This is a genomic window from Rothia sp. 11273D007AR (genome assembly GCF_053547255.1).
In genome coordinates this window covers 58,502-80,010 of the sequence record NZ_JBPPWJ010000001.1, presented here as the reverse complement: position 1 = coordinate 80,010, position 21,509 = coordinate 58,502, and the positions used below count along the sequence as shown (strand labels likewise).

At 60.2% G+C, this 21,509-nt stretch carries 21 protein-coding genes; 13 read left to right on the top strand and 8 right to left on the bottom strand.

Annotated features, from left to right (window positions below):
* Positions 1–206: 206 nt before the first annotated feature.
* Together ACED88_RS00370 and ACED88_RS00365 are read right to left on the bottom strand one after the other, a co-directional pair.
* The gene (locus tag ACED88_RS00370) at positions 207–701 is read right to left on the bottom strand and encodes a PH domain-containing protein (protein WP_449108495.1); all 495 of its coding nucleotides are present in this window, start codon (positions 699–701) and stop codon (positions 207–209) included.
* Positions 702–759: 58 nt separating this feature from the next.
* Complete coding sequence (locus ACED88_RS00365) at positions 760–1,608, bottom strand: biotin--[acetyl-CoA-carboxylase] ligase (protein WP_449108413.1); 849 nt, start codon at positions 1,606–1,608, stop codon at positions 760–762.
* A 118-nt stretch (positions 1,609–1,726) separates the two neighbouring features.
* Between ACED88_RS00365 and ACED88_RS00360 the strand changes: the two genes are divergently transcribed.
* From ACED88_RS00360 to ACED88_RS00345, 4 genes are all read left to right on the top strand, one after another.
* On the top strand, positions 1,727–2,011 hold the full coding sequence (locus ACED88_RS00360; protein WP_185173348.1) for a YciI family protein: 285 nt from the start codon (positions 1,727–1,729) through the stop codon (positions 2,009–2,011).
* 272 nt (positions 2,012–2,283) lie between these two features.
* A complete protein-coding gene (locus tag ACED88_RS00355) occupies positions 2,284–3,888 on the top strand; it encodes an acyl-CoA carboxylase subunit beta (protein ID WP_449108412.1) in 1,605 nt (534 codons plus the stop codon).
* 14 nt (positions 3,889–3,902) lie between these two features.
* Positions 3,903–4,217, top strand: coding sequence for an acyl-CoA carboxylase subunit epsilon (locus ACED88_RS00350; protein WP_449108411.1), 315 nt, complete (start codon positions 3,903–3,905; stop codon positions 4,215–4,217).
* A 53-nt stretch (positions 4,218–4,270) separates the two neighbouring features.
* Positions 4,271–5,974: a DUF885 domain-containing protein gene (locus tag ACED88_RS00345; RefSeq protein WP_449108410.1), complete on the top strand. Its 1,704-nt coding sequence runs from the start codon at positions 4,271–4,273 to the stop codon at positions 5,972–5,974.
* 76 nt (positions 5,975–6,050) lie between these two features.
* Here ACED88_RS00345 and ACED88_RS00340 read toward each other — a convergent pair whose 3' ends face one another.
* Positions 6,051–7,454, bottom strand: coding sequence for a dicarboxylate/amino acid:cation symporter (locus tag ACED88_RS00340; protein WP_449108409.1), 1,404 nt, complete (start codon positions 7,452–7,454; stop codon positions 6,051–6,053).
* 221 nt (positions 7,455–7,675) lie between these two features.
* Between ACED88_RS00340 and exaC the strand changes: the two genes are divergently transcribed.
* Positions 7,676–9,199, top strand: a complete 1,524-nt coding sequence (gene exaC / locus ACED88_RS00335; protein ID WP_449108408.1) for an acetaldehyde dehydrogenase ExaC — start codon at positions 7,676–7,678, stop codon at positions 9,197–9,199.
* Between the two features lie 233 nt (positions 9,200–9,432).
* Here the strand turns inward: exaC and ACED88_RS00330 are convergent, their stop codons facing one another.
* On the bottom strand, positions 9,433–9,987 hold the full coding sequence (locus ACED88_RS00330) for a hypothetical protein (RefSeq protein WP_449108407.1): 555 nt from the start codon (positions 9,985–9,987) through the stop codon (positions 9,433–9,435).
* 70 nt (positions 9,988–10,057) lie between these two features.
* On the opposite strand from ACED88_RS00330, the gene ACED88_RS00325 reads away from it, so the two are divergent.
* Positions 10,058–10,486 carry a hypothetical protein gene (locus ACED88_RS00325; RefSeq protein WP_449108406.1) on the top strand — a complete coding sequence of 143 codons (429 nt, stop codon included), beginning with the start codon at positions 10,058–10,060 and terminating at the stop codon, positions 10,484–10,486.
* Here ACED88_RS00325 and ACED88_RS00320 read toward each other — a convergent pair.
* The 3 genes from ACED88_RS00320 to ACED88_RS00310 all read right to left on the bottom strand — a co-directional run bounded on the left by ACED88_RS00320 (position 10,483) and on the right by ACED88_RS00310 (position 11,810).
* Entirely contained in the window at positions 10,483–10,737 is a 255-nt protein-coding gene (locus tag ACED88_RS00320; protein ID WP_449108405.1) for a hypothetical protein, read from the bottom strand. The two genes, ACED88_RS00325 and ACED88_RS00320, sit on opposite strands and share 4 nt — an antisense overlap.
* Positions 10,738–11,234: 497 nt before the next feature.
* On the bottom strand, positions 11,235–11,603 hold the full coding sequence (locus ACED88_RS00315; protein WP_449108404.1) for a type II toxin-antitoxin system death-on-curing family toxin: 369 nt from the start codon (positions 11,601–11,603) through the stop codon (positions 11,235–11,237).
* Positions 11,604–11,810 carry a CopG family ribbon-helix-helix protein gene (locus tag ACED88_RS00310; RefSeq protein ID WP_237205964.1) on the bottom strand — a complete coding sequence of 69 codons (207 nt, stop codon included), beginning with the start codon at positions 11,808–11,810 and terminating at the stop codon, positions 11,604–11,606.
* A gap of 108 nt (positions 11,811–11,918) precedes the next feature.
* On the opposite strand from ACED88_RS00310, the gene ACED88_RS00305 reads away from it, so the two are divergent.
* The 3 genes from ACED88_RS00305 (at position 11,919) to ACED88_RS00295 (ending at position 16,117) form a co-directional block, all read left to right on the top strand.
* Complete coding sequence (locus tag ACED88_RS00305) at positions 11,919–12,629, top strand: Maf family protein (protein ID WP_449108403.1); 711 nt, start codon at positions 11,919–11,921, stop codon at positions 12,627–12,629.
* A 108-nt stretch (positions 12,630–12,737) separates the two neighbouring features.
* A complete protein-coding gene (locus ACED88_RS00300; RefSeq protein ID WP_449108402.1) occupies positions 12,738–14,555 on the top strand; it encodes an acetyl/propionyl/methylcrotonyl-CoA carboxylase subunit alpha in 1,818 nt (605 codons plus the stop codon).
* A 167-nt stretch (positions 14,556–14,722) separates the two neighbouring features.
* Positions 14,723–16,117 (top strand): MFS transporter, encoded by a 1,395-nt coding sequence (locus tag ACED88_RS00295; RefSeq protein ID WP_449108401.1) that lies wholly within the window; start codon positions 14,723–14,725, stop codon positions 16,115–16,117.
* 224 nt (positions 16,118–16,341) lie between these two features.
* On the opposite strand, the gene ACED88_RS00290 is transcribed toward ACED88_RS00295, so the two are convergent.
* Positions 16,342–17,760, bottom strand: coding sequence for an NAD(P)H-quinone dehydrogenase (locus ACED88_RS00290; RefSeq protein ID WP_449108400.1), 1,419 nt, complete (start codon positions 17,758–17,760; stop codon positions 16,342–16,344).
* 120 nt (positions 17,761–17,880) lie between these two features.
* Here ACED88_RS00290 and ACED88_RS00285 point away from each other — a divergent pair, with 120 nt between their 5' ends.
* From ACED88_RS00285 to ACED88_RS00270, 4 genes are all read left to right on the top strand, one after another.
* The gene (locus tag ACED88_RS00285) at positions 17,881–18,666 is read left to right on the top strand and encodes a purine-nucleoside phosphorylase (RefSeq protein ID WP_185174835.1); all 786 of its coding nucleotides are present in this window, start codon (positions 17,881–17,883) and stop codon (positions 18,664–18,666) included.
* A gap of 17 nt (positions 18,667–18,683) precedes the next feature.
* Positions 18,684–20,372, top strand: coding sequence for a phospho-sugar mutase (locus ACED88_RS00280; protein ID WP_449108399.1), 1,689 nt, complete (start codon positions 18,684–18,686; stop codon positions 20,370–20,372).
* A 29-nt stretch (positions 20,373–20,401) separates the two neighbouring features.
* The gene (gene deoC / locus ACED88_RS00275) at positions 20,402–21,094 is read left to right on the top strand and encodes a deoxyribose-phosphate aldolase (protein WP_185173361.1); all 693 of its coding nucleotides are present in this window, start codon (positions 20,402–20,404) and stop codon (positions 21,092–21,094) included.
* Positions 21,095–21,181: 87 nt separating this feature from the next.
* On the top strand, positions 21,182–21,460 hold the full coding sequence (locus ACED88_RS00270) for a hypothetical protein (protein ID WP_449108398.1): 279 nt from the start codon (positions 21,182–21,184) through the stop codon (positions 21,458–21,460).
* Positions 21,461–21,509 lie beyond the last annotated feature (49 nt).

Here is a 21,509-nt window from a genome sequence, read left to right as displayed (position 1 = left end):
CTTGGTTAGTGCTGCGTGGTTCTAGAGGTAGTAAGGTCTAGGGCTGGCACGGCGAATAGTTGCCTACTTCAAGAATACCTAGTTACTGTGAGCCAGGCTACGAAATGTTCACCACCCGCTAAGCGCCATCGCCTATTCTATGCCCGCCGTCACCTTTTTTCGAACCCAAACAACCTGTTTAGGCTTATCAGACAGATATTTTAAGTTTATACCCGGTAGCGGGAGGTAGACCCGCTCAGCAGAGCCCGCTGGGCCTCCTGAATCCCCCGACTAAAGCGTTCGGGGTCGGGTACGGCCCGCAGTACGTGTTGCACTCCACGGGCGTGGACGGTCAGGGCAGCAGCATTGGTTAACCCCATCAAGTGCCGGCGCCCCACGCTCACTCCCTCAATCTCGGCAAGCGGAACACTGACGTCCTGACCGGGGCCCCAGCCCCGTCTAATCACAACCCGGCCGTTAGTGAGCAGGTAGCTGGTATTCACCCAGCGCGCCACCCCCAGCACACCCAGCCAGACCAGCCACAGCGCAAGAGCCAGTGCCAGGTAGCGCCAGACAGGGGCACCGGCACCCAGAGCCGAGGCGAAACTCCAGGCAGTCATAGCAACGAGAAAATACGTTAGAGGGCGCACCAACAGCACCCCGTGGGCACGCGTTGCGGCAAGGGTGTGTTCTGCGGGGTAGAGGTCGCCTCGTAGTTTCATCACTGGTGAGTCTATCGATGCTTCCTGAAGATTGCCCGATATTGGCTAGGTTGAACAGCTAGCGCCCGTACCCCTGGGGGCGTACGTGCACCACATCCCCCACAGTGAAGCTTCGCTCCTCGCCGGTATCGGAGCGGACGACCAGCTCCCCTTCCGCGGTCAACTCAACTCCGGTTCCCCTAAAGGTCTCATCCCCGGGCAGGTGAATGGTAAGGGTAGCTCCCAGGGTGCTCATGCGCTCCCGCAGGCGGTCCAGGAGGGAGGCCCCGCCGGTAGCCGCACCCGCATCGAAGCCGGTGGCTGCAAACTCCCGGTAGTAGCGCGAAAAGCTGGTAGCCAGTACCGTCAGAGCCCGGTTCAAATCAACCGGCTGCCCAGATTCCAGCAGGGCGCTGGTGGCGGTAGGGACGGGCAAATCCTCCTGAGCCAGGTTCAGGTTGAGCCCGATACCCACCACAACCGAAATCTGCCCCTCCGGTTCAATCACGAGCTGGGCTAGAATACCGCAGGCCTTACGGCTACCCAGCAGCACGTCGTTAGGCCACTTAATAGAAGGGTGCAGCCCTGAGAGCTGCTCAAAAACATCACAGGCAGCCAAGGCGGCTAAAGAGGTAAACCAGTGATACTGGTCGGGCGCAACCCTGTTGGCCGGGTTAACGTGCGGACGCACGATAAAGCTGGTTGCCAAAGCGGCACCTGCCGGGGCTACCCAGACCCTGTCCAGGCGTCCTTTTCCCGCATTCTGGTCGGCGGTCGAGACCAGCGAGAGCTCCCCATAGCTGCGGCGCACCAGGGCATCACCCACCAGAATCTGCCGGGCATACTCGTTGGTTGACCCCACCGAGGGCAGAAGCTCCACCCGCTCAAACCCGCTCACATCAACCAGGTCAGCTTGAAGATGCCCCATGCGCGCACTCCTTATCTCACATACTAAGTTTCGACCGCTATTCTACGGGGTCACGCCCAGCCTGAGCGGCCTAGCGGTGCAATACTGGAACTGTCTAACCCCTACGAAAGGTTCTACCATGACCGTTTACGCTGTGCAGTACTCCTACGGCCCCGCCGACCTGCAGGCTGAGCACCGCCCCGCCCACCGCGAATACCTGGCCCAGCTCCATGAAGAAGGCAAGTTGCATGCTGCCGGCGCCTTCCTCGACGGCGACCCCGCAGGTGCCCTGCTCATCTTCGTTGCTGAAGATCGCGACGACCTCGACCGCATTATTGCAGCTGACCCGATGAGCACCGGCGGTGTACTCACCGGCTACACCGCGCGCGAATGGAACGCTGTGATTGGCAAGGTCGGCAAGTAAGCAAGAAGCACTAGAGCTGGAGCAGGCTCACAGCGAAGCTGTTGGCTTGGGGCTGGCATGAATCGCTTGTGAGCGCTAGCGAACCAGCGAGAGGGTCGACAGCAAGCGTGAGCCTGCTCCAGCTCTCCCGAAACACTCTTATTTAGAAAAATCGCTCAAAAATCCCAAGAATAATTGGGTGGGGCGGGGTGGCAGGTCTATAGTTGAAAAGAATGACCCTTATCCCAGGTCACCCCACACCATTGACCCACAGTGCACGAGGCAGGCAGAGCATGAGCGAGAACCCCACCACCGATGCCCCCGATTTGACCACCACCGCCGGTAAGATCGCTGACTTCTACGCCCGCCGCGAGCAGACTCTTGCGCCCACCGGGCAGGGCCCGATTGACCGCCAGCACGAACGCGGCAAGCAGACTGCCCGCGAGCGCATCGAGATGCTGCTTGACGAGGGTTCTTTTGTGGAGTTTGATGCTCTGGCTAAGCACCGCACTACGGCTTTTGGTATGGAGAAGAAAAAGCCGCTGGGTGATGGCCTGGTTTCGGGCTACGGCACTATCGATGGTCGCCTGGTTGCGGTTTATTCCCAGGATTTCACCGTCTACGGTGGTTCCCTGTCGCAGGTCAATGGCGAGAAGATTGTGAAGGTGCAGAAGTTCGCGTTGAAGAACGGCTGCCCCATTATCGGTATTAATGACGGTGGTGGCGCCCGTATTCAGGAGGGTGTTGCGTCGCTAGCCATGTTTGCCGATATCTTCCGTATGAATGTGAGGGCCTCGGGTGTGATTCCGCAGATTTCGGTGATTATGGGTCCCTGCGCCGGTGGTGCGGCTTACTCCCCCGCTCTGACCGACTATATTGTGATGGTTGATAAGACCAGCCACATGTTTATTACCGGCCCCGATGTCATTAAGACCGTGACCGGTGAAGAGGTCGATATGGAGACCCTGGGCGGTGCCCGCCAGCACAACGCGGTGACGGGTACGTCGACCTACCTCGCTGAGGACGAAGAGGACGCCTTTGATTTCGTCCGCGAGCTCGTTGAGTTCTTGCCCTCCAACAACCTCACCGAGACCTTCCCCCTGGATCATGACCAGGATCCCGAGGTCACCGTCGATGATCTTGACCTTGACCTGCTGATTCCTGATTCAGCTAATCAGCCCTACGATATGCGGGCTGTGATTGAGTCGGTGGTTGATGATGGCCATTTCTTTGAGATGCAGGCCCTCTACGCCCCCAATGTGATGATTGGTTATGCCCGGGTTGAGGGTAAGACCGTGGGTATTGTGGCCAACCAGCCCATGCAGTTCGCTGGCACCCTCGATATCAATGCTTCTGAAAAGGCTGCCCGCTTCGTGCGCAACTGCGATGCCTTCAACATTCCGATTCTGACCTTTGTTGACGTGCCAGGCTTCCTGCCCGGTACCGACCAGGAGTTCAACGGTATTATCCGCCGCGGCGCCAAGCTGCTGTACGCCTACGCCGAGGCGACCGTTCCGCTGGTTACCGTGATTACCCGCAAGGCCTACGGCGGAGCCTACATTGTGATGGGTTCAAAGAAGCTGGGTGCCGATATTAACCTGGCCTGGCCCACCGCCCAGATTGGCGTGATGGGGGCCCAGGGCGCGGTCAATATTCTCTACCGCCGCGAGCTGGCCGCTGTGGCCGAAGAGGGCGGCGATGTTGAGGCTAAGCGCGCGGAGCTGATTACCAAGTACGAAGAGGAGCTGCTCAACCCCTACCAGGCTGCTGAGCTGGGCTACATCGACGAGGTTATCGCCCCTTCTGAGACCCGCGTGCGCATCATTTCTTCCCTGCGGGCCCTGCGCGATAAGCGCGCAGCCTCCCCCGCCAAAAAGCACGGCAACATTCCACTGTAAGGGGCAGGTAGAACATGGCAACTCCCAATCCGCTGTCCCTGCTGGGCTTCGGCAAGAAGCCGGCACCGGCGTCCGCACCCCTTGAGAACCAGGGGCAGGACGCCGGCGATGAGCAGGTGCCCACCCCTGTGCTTTCGGTAGTGCGGGGCAACCCCACGGAAGAAGAGCTGGCTGCGCTGACCAGCGTCGTGGTGGCGCTACAGGCCCAGGCTGATTCCCGGCAGGAGACCGCACTGGAAATGTGGCAGCGCCGCCTCAACCACACCCAGCGCCTGGGTATGCGACTGCGCCCAGGGCCCGGCTCCTGGAAGCGGGCCCGTCCCCAGTAGTTCCCCCTACCCAACTCCCTGTTTTCTGGGTCACAGTAACCTAGAATGGGTGTATGACACTACACCCAGATTTACCCGAAATTTTTAAGGCCGACCGCACCCAGACCGAGGTCGACCGCATTGCCAACGACTACTACGAGAAGACCCTGGAACTAGACCCTGCAGCGGCTACCATCGAGGGCCGCAAGGGGCGGGAAACTGAGTACCCCGATTACTCCCCCGCCGGCACCCAGGCAGAGATTGACCTAGCCCGCGCTACTCTGGTAGCCCTTGAAGCCGTTGAACCGGCCGACGACATCGACCGGGTTACTGTCGATGCCATGCGCGAGCGGCTGGGCCTCAAGCTAGAACTGCATGAGGCGGGCCTGGGCGACTGGGAACTCAACAACATTGCCTCCCCTGTTCAGGGCATTCGTGCCATCTTTGACCTGATGAACCGCGAAACAGCCGAAGACTGGGGGCACATTGCTGGCCGTCTGGGTAACGTTGCGGAAGCGGTTCGCGGTTATATCGAGACCCTAGAAGCCGCCCGCGCCGCCGGTAAGGTGGCAGCGGTGCGCCAGGTTGATATCGTCATCGAGCAGGTGGCCGCCTACGTTGCTGAGGGCGGTTTCTTCGACACTCTGGCACAAGAGGTAGCAGAAGCAGCTCCCGAGCACACCGACCGCGCCACCCAGGGGGCGGCGTCCGCCAAGGAAGGCTACAGCGAACTTCTCTCCTACCTCAAAGACACCCTGCGCCCCGACGCGCCCGAGGCCGATGCTGTGGGCCGCGAGCGCTATTCCCTTTACTCCCGTCAGTTCGTGGGCACCACCCTTGACCTGGAAGAGACCTACGCCTGGGGTATTGAAGAACTCGACCGCATCATCGCGGCCCAGCAGGAGGTCGCCGAAGCCATCAAGCCCGGTGCCACCATTGACGAGGCAAAGGCCCTGCTCGATGCTGACCCCAAACGCACCCTCAACGGCACCGATGAGCTTCAGGCCTGGATGCAGAAGCTTTCCGACGCTGCCGTTGACTACCTGGCCCAAGAGCACTTCACGATCGAGGGCCCGCTGCGCAAGCTCGAGTGCATGATTGCCCCCACCCAGGAGGGCGGTATCTACTACACCGGCCCGTCCGCTGATTTTGAGCGCGCCGGTCGTATGTGGTGGTCGGTGCCCGAAGGTGAAGATACCTTTGGCACCTGGCGCGAAACCTCAACCGTCTACCACGAGGGCGTGCCCGGCCACCACCTGCAGGTTGCCTACGCAACCGCTATGGCCGAGGCCCTGAACCAGTGGCGTGCTAACGCCGTGTGGGTTTCGGGCCATGGCGAGGGCTGGGCCCTGTACGCTGAGCGTCTCATGGACGAGCTGGGTTATCTCTCTGACCCCGGCGACCGTATGGGCATGCTCGATGCCCAGCGCCTGCGCGCAGCCCGCGTGGTCTTCGATATCGGCCTGCACTGCGGTTTTGAGATCCCTGAACGCTGGGTTACCGAGCTGGGTGTAGAACCGGGCATCTGGGACGCAGAGAAGGGTTATAAGTTCCTAGAGGCCAACCTCGATATCTCCGAGGGCCAGCGCCGCTTTGAGTTCCTGCGCTACCTGGGCTGGCCTGGTCAGGCCCCCTCTTACAAGGTGGGCGAGCGAGTCTGGTTACAGCTACGTGAGGACGCCCGCGCCGCCGGAATCTCTGACCGCGACTTCCACACTCGGGCCCTCAAGCTGGGCTCAGTCGGGCTTGATACCCTGCGCCGGGCACTAGCTGCCTAAGTCGCGTAAACATGAAGCGGGCCCTGCACACCGATAGGTACGCAGGGCCCGCTTCTCTACGAGGTAGGGGTAAGGGTTAGGACGCTGCCGCGGCAGGTACCTGGGGTGCCTCGCCGAGGCGGGCGTAGACGTCCTCAGCTACAAATCCGCCCTCGGTGCGCGGGGCGTTGTAGAGGTCCTCGTTCAGAATGCCCTCGCGTTTGGCGACGATGAGCGCAACTAGGGCCTGGCCTGCGACGTTGACGGCGGTACGGCCCATATCGATGATGGGGTCGATAGCCAGGAGCAGGCCAACGCCGTCGAGGGGAAGACCCAGGGTGGAGAGGGTGAGGGTGAGCATAACCGTTGCACCGGTGGTTCCGGCGGTAGCGGTGGAGCCGAGCACCGACACCATAATGATGAGCAGGTAGTGGGTGATGTTGAGGTCGATGCCGTAGAACTGGGCCACGAAGAGGGCCGCTAGGGCGGGGTAGACAGCGGCGCAGCCGTCCATCTTGGTGGTGGAGCCCAGGGGGACCGCGAAGGAGGCGTAGGCGCGGGGCACACCGAAGTTACGCTCAGCTACGGACTGGGTCAGAGGCATGGTACCCATGGACGAGCGGGAGACAAAGCCCATCTGCACAGCGGGCCAAACACCCGAGAAGAACTGCTTGATAGACAGACCGTTGGCGCGGGCGATGGCGGGGTAAACCACGAAGAGCACAAGGGCCAGGCCGATGTAGAGCACAATCACGAAGCGGGCCAGAGAGCCCATGGAGGTCCAGCCGTAGGCGTAGACGGCTCGGCCAATCAGGCCGACGGTACCGAGCGGGGCCAGACGGATGATCCACCAGAGGACGGTCTGAATAATAGCCAGAGCGCTCTTATTGAGGTCAAGGAAGGGCTTGGCAGCGGGGCCGGTCTTGAGGGCTGCGATACCCACGGCTACTGAAATCACAAGGATCTGGAGCACGTTGAAGCTAGCTGAGCCGGTGACGGTCTCGCCCGAGTTTGAGATGCTCACACCCAGGCCGAGGAAGTTGGCGGGAATCAGGCCGGTGAGGAAGCCCAGCCAGGAGCCGGTGCGCCCTTCGTAGGTTTCGGGGGCCGCCAGGCCGGTATTTGCACCGGGCTGGGTGACGAGCCCGAGGATGAGGCCAATCACCACAGCGATGAGGGCGGTGTAGGCGAACCAGAGCAGGGTCTTGGTAGCCAGGCGGGCCGCGTTCGTTACCTCAGCCAGGTTGGCGATGGACGAGACCACGGCGGTAAAGATTAGGGGTACCACCGCTGCTTTGAGCAGGGTGACGTAGGAGGAGCCGATAGTGGAGAGGGTGGTCATGAGCCAGTTGGGGTTCTCTGTAGCATCGCCACCGAGGTTGGTGGCGACAAGGCCCAAGATCACGCCCAGAATAAGGGCGGCAATAATTTGATTGCCGAAGGACGTAGCCCAGGCGGGAAGTCTCTTGCGGCTAGCGGGTGCTGTGGTGTGGTTTGACATGTCTCACCACTGTACGCCGGGGGTTGGGGCTTGTGAATCGGGGTGTAAAGCTAGGACATATTTTGCTGTAAGTCACAGACCGACAGGGTTTTTCATGTAGCGCTCTTCACTTTTACACAACCCACCGCTAAACTGTGATTCAAGTTACTTTTATGTGCTTTTTATGAACAGGTAAGCCCTGGTTGCCTACCCGTAGTCAGACACAACTCAAAGGAGAGACAATGACTGTTTACGCTGCACCCGGCTCAGCAGATTCCATCACCACGTTCAAGTCCCGCTACGACCACTTCATCGGGGGTGAGTGGGTAGCCCCGGCCGAAGGCCAGTATTTTGAAGACATCTCCCCCGTTAACGGCAAGCCCTTTGCCGAGGTCGCCCGCGGTACCGCAGCTGATATCAACAAGGCTATTGACGCAGCCTGGAAGGCATTTGAGACCTGGGGCAAGACCTCCCCCACCGAGCGCGCTAACCTGCTACTCAAGCTGGCCCAAATTATGGAAGATAACCTGGAGTCCATAGCGGTAGCTGAGACCTGGGAAAACGGTAAGCCTGTACGCGAGACCCTAGCCGCAGACATCCCGCTGGGCGTTGACCACCTGCGCTACTTCGCGTCCGCTATCCGCACCCAGGAAGGCCGCCTGTCAGAGATTGACGAGGACACCGTGGCCTACCACTTCCACGAGCCCCTGGGCGTGGTCGGTCAGATTATCCCCTGGAATTTCCCCATCCTTATGGCCATCTGGAAGATTGCCCCGGCCCTGGCGGCGGGCAACACCATCGTGCTCAAGCCCGCCGAGCAGACCCCGGTTTCGGTGCTCTACCTGGTTGACCTCTGGAAGGATGTACTCCCCGCCGGTGTGCTGAACGTTGTGAACGGCTTTGGCCCCGAGGCAGGCGCCGCCCTCTCTGGCAGCAAGCGCATCCGCAAGATTGCTTTTACCGGCGAGACCACCACCGGCTCCATCATCATGAAGGCTGCAGCCGACAACATCATCCCGGTCACCCTGGAGCTGGGCGGCAAGTCCCCCAACGTCTTCTTTGCCGATGTTGCCGCCGAGAAGGATTCCTTCTACGACAAGGCACTAGAAGGCTTTGCCTCCTTCGGCCTGAACCAGGGCGAGGTCTGCACTTGCCCCTCGCGTGCGCTGATTCAGAAGCCGATTCACGATTCCTTCCTCGAGGCCGGTATCGAGCGCGTGAAGGCCATGAAGCAGGGCAACCCGCTCGATACCGAAACCATGGTCGGCGCCCAGGCGTCCAAAGAACAGTGGGACAAGATTACCGGCTACCTGAAGATTGGTAAGGACGAGGGCGCGGACGTTCTCGTCGGCGGTGAGGCTTGCGAGCTGGGCGGCGATCTGGCAGACGGCTGGTACATTCAGCCCACCGTTTTTGCCGGCAGCAACGACATGCGTATCTTCCAGGAGGAGATTTTTGGCCCGGTTCTGGCTACTACCTCTTTCACTGATTTTGATGAGGCTATGCGCATTGCCAATGACACCGACTACGGTCTGGGTGCGGGCGTCTGGACGCGCGACCAGAACACCGCCTACCGGGCAGGCCGCACTATTCAGGCTGGCCGTGTCTGGATCAACAACTACCATAATTACCCGGCCCACGCCGCTTTCGGTGGCTACAAGAAGTCAGGCATCGGCCGCGAGAACCACCTGATGATGCTTGAGCACTACCAGCAAACCAAGAACATGCTGGTCAGCTACTCAGATAAGCCGATGGGGCTCTTCTAATACCTGCTTCTGATAGCTTGAGGCTTATTCATAAGGGGTTCCGCAGGCTCACGCTCGCTGCCGACCCTCCCGCCGGTTCGCTAGCTGGCTCGCAAGCTCGCCAGTCCCGAGCCAGCAGCTTCGCTGTGAGCCTGCTCCACCCACCCTTATGAATAAGCCCTCTCAGACCCTATCTTTCCCCAGCAGGATTATTCCGTCAGACAATGGAAAGATAGGTTTTCTTTTATGGCGTTTTATGCTTTTAGTTTTTCTATTTCATCCCAAGATTCACTAACCACAATGGCAGCCATAGTATCTGTTAAACGCCCTAAATAGGTTTCCCACAACGAAGCATGAGTGGTATTTGCAATTAGCTTCCCTCCCCGCACCGCAACACGAATCAAAAACTCTTCCACCTGAAGAAAACTTGGAACCCACCCATCTGCAAGCTCTTCTAACAACCTGTCGATATAGCTACCGCTCCACTCATATTCATCGATCAATGAAATGATTGCCTGCGAGTTAAAACCTCCTCGCGCATAACTCAACCGCACCGGGTAGCAATTATTTTCAGCAACCATCGCCAAAAAACTGGATGAAATCTGGTTCCTCAAATACTCATTTTTCCACCGAAGTTCGTTTTTCCAGCGCCTACCAGTCTTATCTGAGCCAATATAAACAACCTGATTTTCTTCCGTAACCCACAAATACAAATCGCCTAAGACAGACTCATCCTCAACAACCTCGAGGGTAAATCCAGCCTTAGTCCACCAAAGACGCAGTTCATCTACGCTAAGCTGTGTGCTCACAATTTTCTCCTTTCGACACCTTCATTATAATTCTATCTAGTTGAATCAACCAGTTAGAAAAAGGTGTGTCATGAGCCCTTCCTCCGAGCAGCCCACTGGGCCCACAGACCTGGGAATCACTGTCGGCCAGATTTTTTACCACTTCAACCCGCGCCCCAAGACAAGAAACCGCCGCCCCATTCCCAAAGGGCAGCTCGACCCTTTCGCCCAAACCGGCTTCTACGTCGTCCTGGCGCTCACCGTGCAAACCGTTACGCTCGCCCCTATCAGATGCAATTCCTACAGCGACCTAGACGCACTCGGCATCAACGCCACCTGGCTTATTCCGTTTTCTCCAACACCACAAGAGTTAGAAGTCCTTATCCAGAATCCGCACTGCCACCAACAAGCCAAAGTCAACTCAGGCAGCACACCAGACGATTGGAAGCTCACCATCGAGCTAGAATCCACTTCCTATACACTCACCAAGTGGGACGGTTCAATGATCCTGACCCCCTAATCTTGAGGCAGATCCCACCAGAGAATCGGCTGACCAGGTCCGGAATTAAGCCAATTAAACTTCACCGACTCCAACCAGGGGCCAGCGTCCTGAACCTCAAAAGCCACAAGGTCACCCACCTCAGCGGTAACAGCCTCGTCCACACCAATAATTTCTCGCCCGGCAACCACTAGCCCACCCACAGTAATAACCAGAGGAAGGGACTGCCCCGGGGCCAGAGAACGAACTAGGGTCAGGTTAGAAGAGCTCACCTTCCATACCATCCGCGAAGCATCTGTTTGACCCGCCCGAACAGCAGCATCTTCAGACATTTCAGCTGCCATATCAAACCCATACCAGGTACGCCCCGCCGGGCCCGCAGTAGGCTGGGCATCTATTTGCCGCAAGATAACAGCCTTTTGAGCCCGAACCCCTAGCTCTACTAGCCGCTGAACGAAGCCAGACTTATCCCACCGCGGAGCAGAAGCGAGCTCCGCTATTCGCTCATAGGGGTAATAACGGGACTTAGCGCCGGTGGTATACGCAGGTCCCAGAGCATGAGCCCGGTCCAGTATCTGCACCTGAGCCAGCGGACGCCCCACCATGTCACTAACCTCTTTAAGAGAACAGAGTCGGATGTCAGAATACGCCACAAGTTATCTTTCGTTTGTTAATTTATCGGGTGACAGCCCTCGACTCTACCGCCCCTGAAACTTAGAGGAAGATAAACATTCCTTATAAGCCTGACGCCGAGGACGCCCCGCCAAAACTAGCTCCAAGGAATAAGGAAAGGCTCTAACCTGCTAGCGATTGACTCAAGGCTCTCCTGTCCTTCTGCTATGTCCATAATGAGCCGGTAGGAGGTATCAGAATCCATCACATGCTTTAATCCGTTGATACGCAAAAAGATATTGAGGAAAATCAGCGTGGTTCGCTTGTTCCCATCAACCAGTGCGTGGTTCCGAGCTAGAGATTCGCTCTGAGCGGCAGCCGCCAGCGGAATCGTAGGGTAAACGTGAGCTCCATACACCCTCGTAATAGGTCTTTCTAAGGCCGAATCTAGCAGTCCTACATCTCGAACGTAAAAGCCCAGACGCGCTACAACCTCAATAGCAATTTCGAGTTGAATCCGCTGCATTTATGAGTCGGCTAGTCGTTCCAAAGTTTTTGCATCATGCTCAAGCGCGTAAGCAAGCCCCTCTTCTACCATGGCCCGATGCTCTCTTTCTTCTAGCATGCGACGCACACTCTCGACGATGAGGGAGTGCTTAGATAAATGCTCGCGCTCTGCTAAATCTGCAAGCTGGTGGTCTAAATCTTCAGGAAGTCGCAAGGTAAGAGCCATACACCCACAATACCAAGTTGATACCATCAGCTCCATACCGATGTGCAGACTTGGCCCATCACACATGTTGTGGGTTCGGGGTTCGTCAGCCCCGTTAGACTGTTACCCATGCAGAACCCTACTGAAACCGCAGCCGCGGCGGGCGAACAGCCGGTGCGGCTCGTCCTTGCCTCATCTTCCCCTGCCCGCAAGAAACTCCTGGAGGACGCCGGCGTCCGCTTCACCGTTATTGTCAGCGATGTCGATGAGGACGCCGCCCTGCGCGAGGCCCAGCAGGCCGCCTACGAGGCTGGCCTGGGCGACATCACACCTGCACAAACAGCTCAGCTCCTAGCTAAGGCTAAGGCACAGGCTGTTGCCGCCCTGCCAGAGGCGGCCGGTGCCCTGGTCCTGGGCTGCGACTCTGTTTTCGAGCTCGACGGTGTTGCTTACGGCAAGCCCGGTAGCGCCGAGAAAGCCTTAGAACGCATCACCGCTATGAGCGGACGCAGCGGGCAACTCCACACCGGGCATTGGCTGGTCGATACCCGCGAGTCTGCCCAGAACACAGCAAATGGTAAGCACCCCGAGGCCAGCGAGTTGCGCACAGCAACCGTCCACTTCGATACCTTCAGCGACGAAGAAGCCCGGCGCTACGTAGCCACCGGCGAGCCCCTGTGGGTGGCTGGATCCTTCACAATCGACGGTTTCGGTGCGGCCTTCATTAAGGGAATTGAGGGCGAATACCACACCGTGGTGGGGCTTTCGGTGCATGCCCTACGCACAATGCTGGCTAACTTTGGTGTTTCAATCAGCGACATTTGGAAAAATTCGCGATAAATTTCAAGATACGACTTTTGTGAGGCGCCGTCACCCGGCGCCTGCTCATAATGCGTCATAGCCAGTAACGGCACGCCAGCACGGCGCATCAACCCGAGGAGCTTTACAGTGACTGCACATAACGACCTGGCCCAGACCTTTACCCCGGTGAAGGGTCGCCACACCGGCCCCGTCAGCAAGGTACTGATTGCCAACCGCGGTGAGATTGCCGTGCGCGTCATCCGAGCTGCCCAGGACGAGGGCATCTCAACCGTTGCCGTCTATGCAGACCCCGACCGCGAGGCCCAGCACGTGCTGCTAGCCGACGAGTCCTATGCCCTGGGCGGCACCACCGCAGCGGAGTCCTACCTGGTCATGGACAAGCTACTTGAGGTCGCCAAGCGCTCTGGAGCCGATGCCGTGCATCCCGGCTACGGCTTCCTCTCTGAGAACGCCCAGTTCGCCCAGCAGGTCATCGACGCCGGTCTGACCTGGATTGGCCCCTCCCCCGAGTCCATCAACCGCCTGGGCGACAAGGTAGCCGCCCGCCATATCGCCGAGAAGGTCGGTGCCCCGCTGGTTCCCGGCACCAAGGACCCGGTCAAGAGCGCAGCAGAGGTTGAGGCTTTTGCGAACGAGTACGGCCTGCCCGTTGCCATCAAGGCAGCTTTCGGCGGCGGAGGGCGCGGCATCAAGGTCGCCCGCGAGCGCGAGGGCATCGGGGAGCTCTACGAGTCAGCTGTCCGCGAGGCTATCGCCGCTTTTGGCCGCGGCGAGTGCTTCATCGAGCGCTTCCTTGACTCCCCCCGTCACGTTGAAACCCAGTGCCTGGCCGACGCCCACGGCAATGTTGTGGTTGTTTCGACCCGCGACTGCTCCCTGCAGCGCCGCAACCAGAAGCTGGTAGAAGAGGCCCCGGCCCCCTACCTGACCAAGGAACAGAACGAGCGCCTGTACGAGGCGTCCAAGGCTATCCTGCGCGAGGCAGGCTACCAGGGCGCCGGTACCTGCGAATTCCTGGTGGGTACCGACGGCACCATCTCCTTCCTCGAGGTTAACACCCGCCTGCAGGTTGAGCACCCGGTCTCCGAAGAGGTCACCGGCATTGACCTGGTGCGCGAGCAGTTCCGCATCGCCCGCGGTGAGACTATCGAAACCACCGACCCCGAGGTGCGCGGCCACTCCTTCGAGTTCCGCATTAACGGTGAGGACGCCGGCCGCAGCTTCATGCCCTCCCCCGGCACCATCGAGAAGCTGGTTATACCCACCGGCCCGGGCGTCCGCTGGGATTCCGGAGTTATCGCAGGCGATACCGTCAGCGGCAACTTTGACTCCATGATTGCTAAGCTCATCGTCACCGGCGCCACCCGCGAACAGGCCCTACAGCGGGCCCGCCGCGCCCTGGGCGAGCTGGTCATCGAGGGTATGCCCACCGTTGCCAACTTCCACCGCGCCGTACTCGATGAGCCTGCCTTCGCCCCTGCCCCCGGCGGTGACTTTGCCGTTCACACCCGCTGGATTGAAACCGAGTTCAAGAACACCCTGCCCGCCTACGACGGTGCCCTCACCCTGGCTGAGGCCGATGAAGAGCGCCAGAAGATTACCGTTGAGGTCAACGGCAAGCGCATGGAAGTCGTCCTGCCCGCCCTAGGTGGTACTACCGCCAAGCCCGCCGCCGCGTCCAAGGCCCGAAAGTCCCGCTCAAGCCGCGGGGGCGCGTCCGGCTCTGCCAACAGCAATGAGCTCACCAGCCCCATGCAGGGCACCATCGTCAAGGTTGCCAGCAAGGACGGCGCCAAGGTCGCCGAAGGCGATTTGATCGTCGTTCTGGAAGCCATGAAGATGGAGCAGCCCATCACCGCCCACAAGGCAGGCAAGGTAACCGGACTCAAGCTCAAGGCGGGCGATACCGTCTCAGCCGGGGCAATTATCGCCACCATCAAATAAAAGCACCGCGCACGGACTAGGCCAGTCCCCCTTGCCACTAGGTAAGGGGGCCTAACCTTTACCCAATACCCCATGAGCTCACATAGTGGAATTGAAGTTTCACATAGAGAACGCCAGTTTTAGAGTAAAACTGTTCAACACATTCCACACACCCTCAGAGAGATCCTGTGAGCACCACAACCGCCACCCCAGCATCCTCTGCCACCGAGCAGACCGTGCCCCGCAGCCGCGTCATCCTGGCGTCACTCATCGGCACCACCATCGAGTTCTACGACTTCTACATCTACGCCACCGCCGCCGTGGCAGTCTTCCCCGCCCTCTTCTTCACCGGCGAGGACGACACCGCCAAGCTCCTCGCCTCCATGGCGACCTTCGGCGCAGCCTTCATCGCCCGCCCCATCGGCTCCATCGTCTTTGGCCACTTCGGCGACAAGGTAGGCCGCAAGGCAACCCTGGTCGGCGCACTCCTGACCATGGGCATCGCCACCTTCCTCATCGGTCTGCTCCCCACCTACTACCAGATTGGCCTGTGGGCACCGGCCATGCTGACCATCCTGCGCTTCTGCCAGGGCCTAGGCCTCGGCGGCGAATGGTCAGGCGCAGCCCTACTGGCCACCGAATACGCCGAAGAAGGTAAGCGCGCCCGCGCCGCCATGTGGCCCCAGCTCGGCGCACCGTTCGGCTTCATCCTCGCCAACGGCTTCATGCTGCTACTCACCTTCGCCATGGGCTTCACCTCCCTCGCCGCCGGCGACACCATCGACCACAACTTCCTCGTCTGGGGCTGGCGCATCCCCTTCATCGCCTCCATCATCATGGTCGCAGTCGGCCTCTACGTGCGCTTCAAGCTCGAAGAAACCCCCGTCTTCAAACAGGCCCTCGAAAAGGACGAAAAGGTCAAGACCCCGCTCGCTGAAGCCTTCAAGGTAGCCTGGTGGCCCATGATTCAGGGCACCTTCATCATGCTCGCCACCTACGTACTCTTCTACCTCATGACCGCCTGGATCCTCTCCTTCGGCATCGGCAAGGTAGAAAAGGGCGGCCTGGGCATCGCCTACCGCGAATTCCTGGTCATCCAGCTCATCACCATTCTCTTCTTCGCAGCCATGGTCCCGGTCTCCGGCTGGCTAGCCGACAAGTACGGCCGCCGCTCATCCCAGCTCGTCATCACCGGCGCCATCATCATCTTCGGCCTCTCCTTCGGCTTCCTCATGGACCCCTCCGTCGTCGGCACCGGTGAGGACGCCAACGCCGGCCGCATCGTCCTCTTCATGGCCATCGGCATGACCCTCATGGGCCTGACCTTCGGTTCCATGAGCGCCTACCTGCCCGAGCTCTTCCCCACCAACGTCCGCTACACCGCCTCAGGTATCAGCTACAACGTCGCATCCATCCTGGGCGCAGCGCTGACTCCCTACGCCGCGGTGTGGCTGAACGCCAACGGTGGTGTGGGCGCAGTCGGCCTCTACCTGGCCGGCGCAGGCCTGCTCACCCTGATCTTCATGGCCATCACCCATGAAACCCGCGACGTGGACCTGACCACCATGGCCCGCACTAAGTAGGGTAGACGCACACAGCTCAAGGAGGGGTAGCGCCCGCTCTTGCCGACTAACCTTCTCGCTGGCTCGCAAGCTCGCAAGCGATTCATGCCAGACCCAGCCAGTCGGCTCCGAACGGGCGCTACCCCTCCCGTACTAGAAGTTTCTAAAACTTACTAAAGCCAAGTCACCACCAAAACCGCCCATTCCTCCAAGAGGAACGGGCGGTTTTATTATGGGCGGCGCACTTACTGCATGGTGTGCAACTGCCGCGCGGCTTCTGAGATAGAGCCGGTCAACGAGGGGTAGACCGTGAAGGTCTCAGCAATATCGTCGACATGCAGCTTCTTATCAACGGCCAGAGACAGCGGGAAGATCAGCTCTGAGGCGCGGGGGCCTACCACCACACCGCCAATGACGGTTCCAGAGTGCTTACGGGCAAAGATTTTGATGAAGCCATCCTCTACCGCCATCATCTTGGCGCGCGGGTTGGTCGTCAGTGGCAGCATGACCATATCGGCCTGGTACTTCCCCGACTCGATTTCGCTCTGGCTCACGCCGACGGTTGCAATTTCAGGGGCCGTAAAGATGTTGGCGGCAACCTGGTGGGTGCGCAGGGGCTTGACGATGTCGCCCAGCATGTGCGAAACAGCAACGCGCCCCTGCATCGCGGCAACAGAAGCCAGAGGGTAAACCCCGGTACAGTCACCGGCCGCATAAATGTTGGGGATGTTAGTGCGGGAGACGCGATCCACGTTAATGTGCCCTGATTCGCTCACTTCAACCCCGGCGTCCTCAAGACCCAGATTTTCGGTATTGGGAATCGACCCCACAGCAATCAGCACGTGGGAGCCAGCCACCTTGCGCCCGTCCCCCAGGGTGACAATGACGCCGTCGCCGGCCTCGTTGTAGCAGGCAGCTTCGGCGCGGGAGCGGGGCATAACGCGCACGCCCTTACGTTCAAAAACATTTTCAAGGACGGTCGCGGCGTCCTCGTCCTCACCGGGCAGCACCCGGTTGCGGGAGGAAATCAGGGTAACCCGCGAGCCCAAACCGTTGTAGGCCGAGGCGAACTCTGCACCGGTCACACCGGACCCGACCACAATCAGATCTTCGGGGAGTTCTTCAAGTGAGTAGAGCTGGGTCCAGTTGAGAATGCGCTTACCGTCCGGCTTAGCGGTGGGCAGCTCGCGGGGGTGGGTACCCACCGCCAGAATAATGAACTCGGTGGTCAGGTCATAGGTCAGCCCGCTGGAATCGGTCACCTGCACGGTGTGGCGATCCACCAGCTTACCGCGGCCATCAATCACTTTGACGCCACTACGTTCAAGGGTGCGTTTAATATCGTGGGACTGCTGATGAGCCAGGTCAATCAGACGCTTATTCACCTTGGCCAGGTCAACCGAAATGGGCGGCGGCGCGTCATTATCGCCCACCGAAATGGCGAGTTCCTGGGCCTTGCCGAAGCGGTTGCGGGCGTCCGCACTGGCAATCAGGGTTTTGGAAGGCACGACGTCGGTGAGGACGGCCGAGCCGCCCATGCCCTTATCTTCGATGATAGTGACGTCGGCGCCGTGGCTTGCAGCGACCAGGGCAGCTTCATAACCGCCGGGGCCACCGCCGAGAATGACAATTTTGTGCGATGCGTAGTCTGTTTTGAGAGTCACCCCTTTATTGTGTCGCACATCGCACGCACGCTCAACTCTGGGCAGGTTTGGTACCGTAGAAGGGTGTTGAATGATTCAAATATTTCCGCTGTTTCCACCGCTGACCCTCACCACCCGGCACTGGTTCGTGCCCGTGAGGCCGCGGAGTTCATTGCCGAGAAAACTGGCGTCGAGAAGCACGACCTAGCGCTGACGCTGGGGTCGGGCTGGGGCGAAGCTGCCTCCCTCATTGGCGAAGCCACCCACGTGCTCTCTGCCGACGAGGTCCCCGGTTTCCACAAGGCTGCCGTCGTGGGCCACCCCGGTACCCTGACCTCTATTCTGACCGAGAACGGTAAGCGAGCCCTGGTGATTGGCTCCCGCACCCACTACTACGAGGGGCGTGGCGTTGAAGCCGTCGTCCACGGTGTGCGCACCGCAGCCGCAGCCGGCGCTGACACCATGATTCTCACCAACGGCTGCGGCGGTCTGAACCCCGCCTACTCAGCCGGGGAGCCCGTCCTGATTTCTGACCACCTGAATTTCACCTCGGCGTCCCCGCTGACCGGTGCCCACTTCGTTGACCTGACCGACCTGTATTCTCCGCGCATCCGCGAGATTGCCCGCGGCATTGACCCCTCCCTGCAGGAGGGTGTCTACATGCAGTTCCCCGGCCCCCACTACGAAACCCCGGCCGAGGTCAAGATGGCAGGTGTACTGGGTGCTGACCTGGTGGGCATGTCCACCGCTCTTGAAGCCATCGCTGCCCGCGCTGCGGGTCTTGAGGTCTTCGGCATTTCACTGGTCACCAACCTGGCTGCCGGTATTCAGGAGACCCCGCTGTCCCACGCCGAGGTCATCGAAGCTGGCGAAGCTGCTGGCCCCCGCATTTCCCGTCTGCTCGCAGATATTATTGCGGCCCTCTAAGCACACAAGGAAACCCCATGTCACTAGATACTCAACAGCTTCTTGAACAGGCCCGCGCCTGGGCCGCTATCGACCCCGACGCTGAAACCAAAGCCCAGCTTGAGGGCATCATTGCCCATGTTGAGGCCGGCGATGAGGGAGCAACCGCCGATTTGGCTGACCGTTTCTCTGGCACCCTGCAGTTCGGCACCGCGGGTCTGCGCGCCGAACTGGGTGCTGGCCCCATGCGCATGAACCGCGTTGTCGTTCAGCGTGCCGCCCAGGGCCTGGCAGACTACGCCACTGCGCGCGCGTCCGCCGAGGGCTGGGAGAAGATTTCTGCCGTGGTGGGTTTTGACGCCCGCAAGAATTCGGACGTCTTCGCCCTCGATACCGCCGCTATCTTCACCGCTGCCGGTATTAAGGTTCACCTCATGCCCTCAGCCCTGCCCACCCCTGTAACCGCCTGGGCGACCCGCGAATACGGGGCTGAAATTGGCGTCATGGTCACCGCCTCCCACAACCCGCCTAACGACAACGGCTACAAGGTCTACCTGGGCGGAGCGGCCGTTGAGCCAGGTGCCCGCGGCGCCCAGATCATTCCTCCCTACGACGGCGACATTGCAGCCGCTATCGCCGCTGTTGAAACCCCGGTACTGGCCGCTGACGGCTGGACGGTCCTGCCCGAGAGCGTGGCTACCGACTACATCGCCCGCGTCACTCCCCTGGTCGAACAGAAGGAACGCGACCTCAAGATCGTTCTGACCCCCATGCACGGGGTGGGCGGTAAGACCGCTGAGGCTGTGCTGCATCAGGCCGGTTTCACTAACGTGACCCTGGTGCCCCAGCAGGCAGATCCCGACCCGAATTTCTCCACCGTGGCCTTCCCCAACCCCGAAGAGCCCGGTGCCCTCGACCTTGCCATGGCTCTGGCCGAGAAGGTTGATGCCGACCTGATTATCGCCAACGATCCGGACGCCGACCGCGCGGCTTTCGCCGTCAAGCGAGACGGTGCCTGGGCGATGCTGCGCGGCGACGAAACCGGTGCGATTCTAGCTACCCGGGTGCTGGCGTCCGTCACCGACACCGAAAGCGCAACCTTCGCCAACTCGATTGTTTCCTCCCGCCTGGCAGGGGCCATCGCCAAGGCTGCGGGGGTAGCCCACTACGAAACCCTGACCGGCTTCAAGTGGATTGCCCGCGTCGATAACCTGACTTTCGGCTACGAAGAAGCGCTGGGCTACTGTGTAGACCACGCCCAGGTGCGCGATAAGGACGGCATCTCAGCCGCCCTGGTTATGGCCGATTACGCCCAGGAGCTTAAGGACGCCGGTTCCTCCTTCCCCGCCCTCCTCGACGAGCTTGCCACCGAGCACGGCCTCTACGCCACCGACCAGCTCTCCGTCCGCGTTGACGACCTCGCCCAGATCCCGACGATGATGAAACGCCTGCGCGCTAACCCGCCCGCAGAGCTCGCCGAATCCCCCGTAGTATCGGTTGAAGACCTCACCGAGGGCACCGAAACCCTGCCACCCACCGACGGTATGCGCTACTACACCGAGGACTCCACCCGCGTGATTGTGCGCCCCTCCGGCACCGAGCCCAAGCTCAAGTGCTACCTCGAAGTGGTCGTACCGGTCAGCGGTTCCGTAGCCGATGCCCGCCAGGTTGCTAGCACCAAACTGGCCCTGCTCAAGGCAGATATGACCGCGGCCCTGGGCCTCTAAACAAACCAAGATTTCAAGGAAGAAACACTATGACTCTCGAACTTTCAGCAGCCGAACTGGCTGCCATGATTGACCACACCATCCTGGCCCCCTCCGCGTCAGAGGCTGACGTCCGCCGCCTCTGTGCCGAAGCCAAGCAGTACGGCTTCGCCTCCGTCTGTGCCAACCCCGTCTGGGCCCCCGTGCTGGCTGAGGAACTGGCCGGGTCTGCGTCTGTCCCCTGCGTGGTTGTGGGCTTCCCCTTCGGTGCTTCCGCCACCGAGGTCAAGGCTTTTGAAGCTAAGACCGCCGTTGAGGCCGGTGCCCGTGAGGTCGATATGGTCATCAACATCGCCGACGCCCGCGCAGGTAAGAAGGACGCCCTGGTGGCAGATATCAAGGCCGTCGCCGAGGCTACCCACGCCGGCGGTGCCCTGCTCAAGGTCATCATTGAGACCTCCGAGCTAACCGACGACCAGAAGGTTCTGGCCTGCCAGGCCTCCGTTGAAGCCGGTGCCGACTTCGTCAAGACCTCCACCGGCTACTCGTCCTCCGGCGCAACCGTCGAAGATATCGCCCTGATGCGCGCCACCGTTGGACCTGACCTGGGCGTGAAGGCCTCGGGTGGCGTCCGCACCCGCGAAGAGGCCCTCGCCATGATTGAAGCAGGCGCCACCCGCATCGGCGCTTCAAAGGGCATCGCCATCATCGGCGCCGGCGAAGCAGCAGAGGGCGGCTACTAAGCCAGGTTCTTCTCCGTCATATGGTGCGAACCGCTGAGGCAGCACCTATACTGAGTAATAAAGTACACACACGAAAAGGACTTCCCCATGTCACAGACTCAGGCCAACGGCGCCCCCTCACGCAACGGCACCCCCCAGTACTCAGGCACCAAGGAGCTGGGCTCAAACATCGCCCTCTTCGTTCTCTGCTTCGTACTCCTGCTGGGCTGCCTCTACACCCTGGGCATGTACCCCGAGGGCGGCTGGGGCTGGTGGACCGTAGCTGTACTGCTCTACGGCGTCACCTTCATCATCCCCCTGTGGTTCCTGCCGTCGAAGACCAACGAAAAGGCTCGCACCAGCGGCACTGAGCTCTCACTCAAGTAAAGAGAAGCACGCTGCTCACAGCAAGGGGCGGCCCACCTATTCAGGTGGG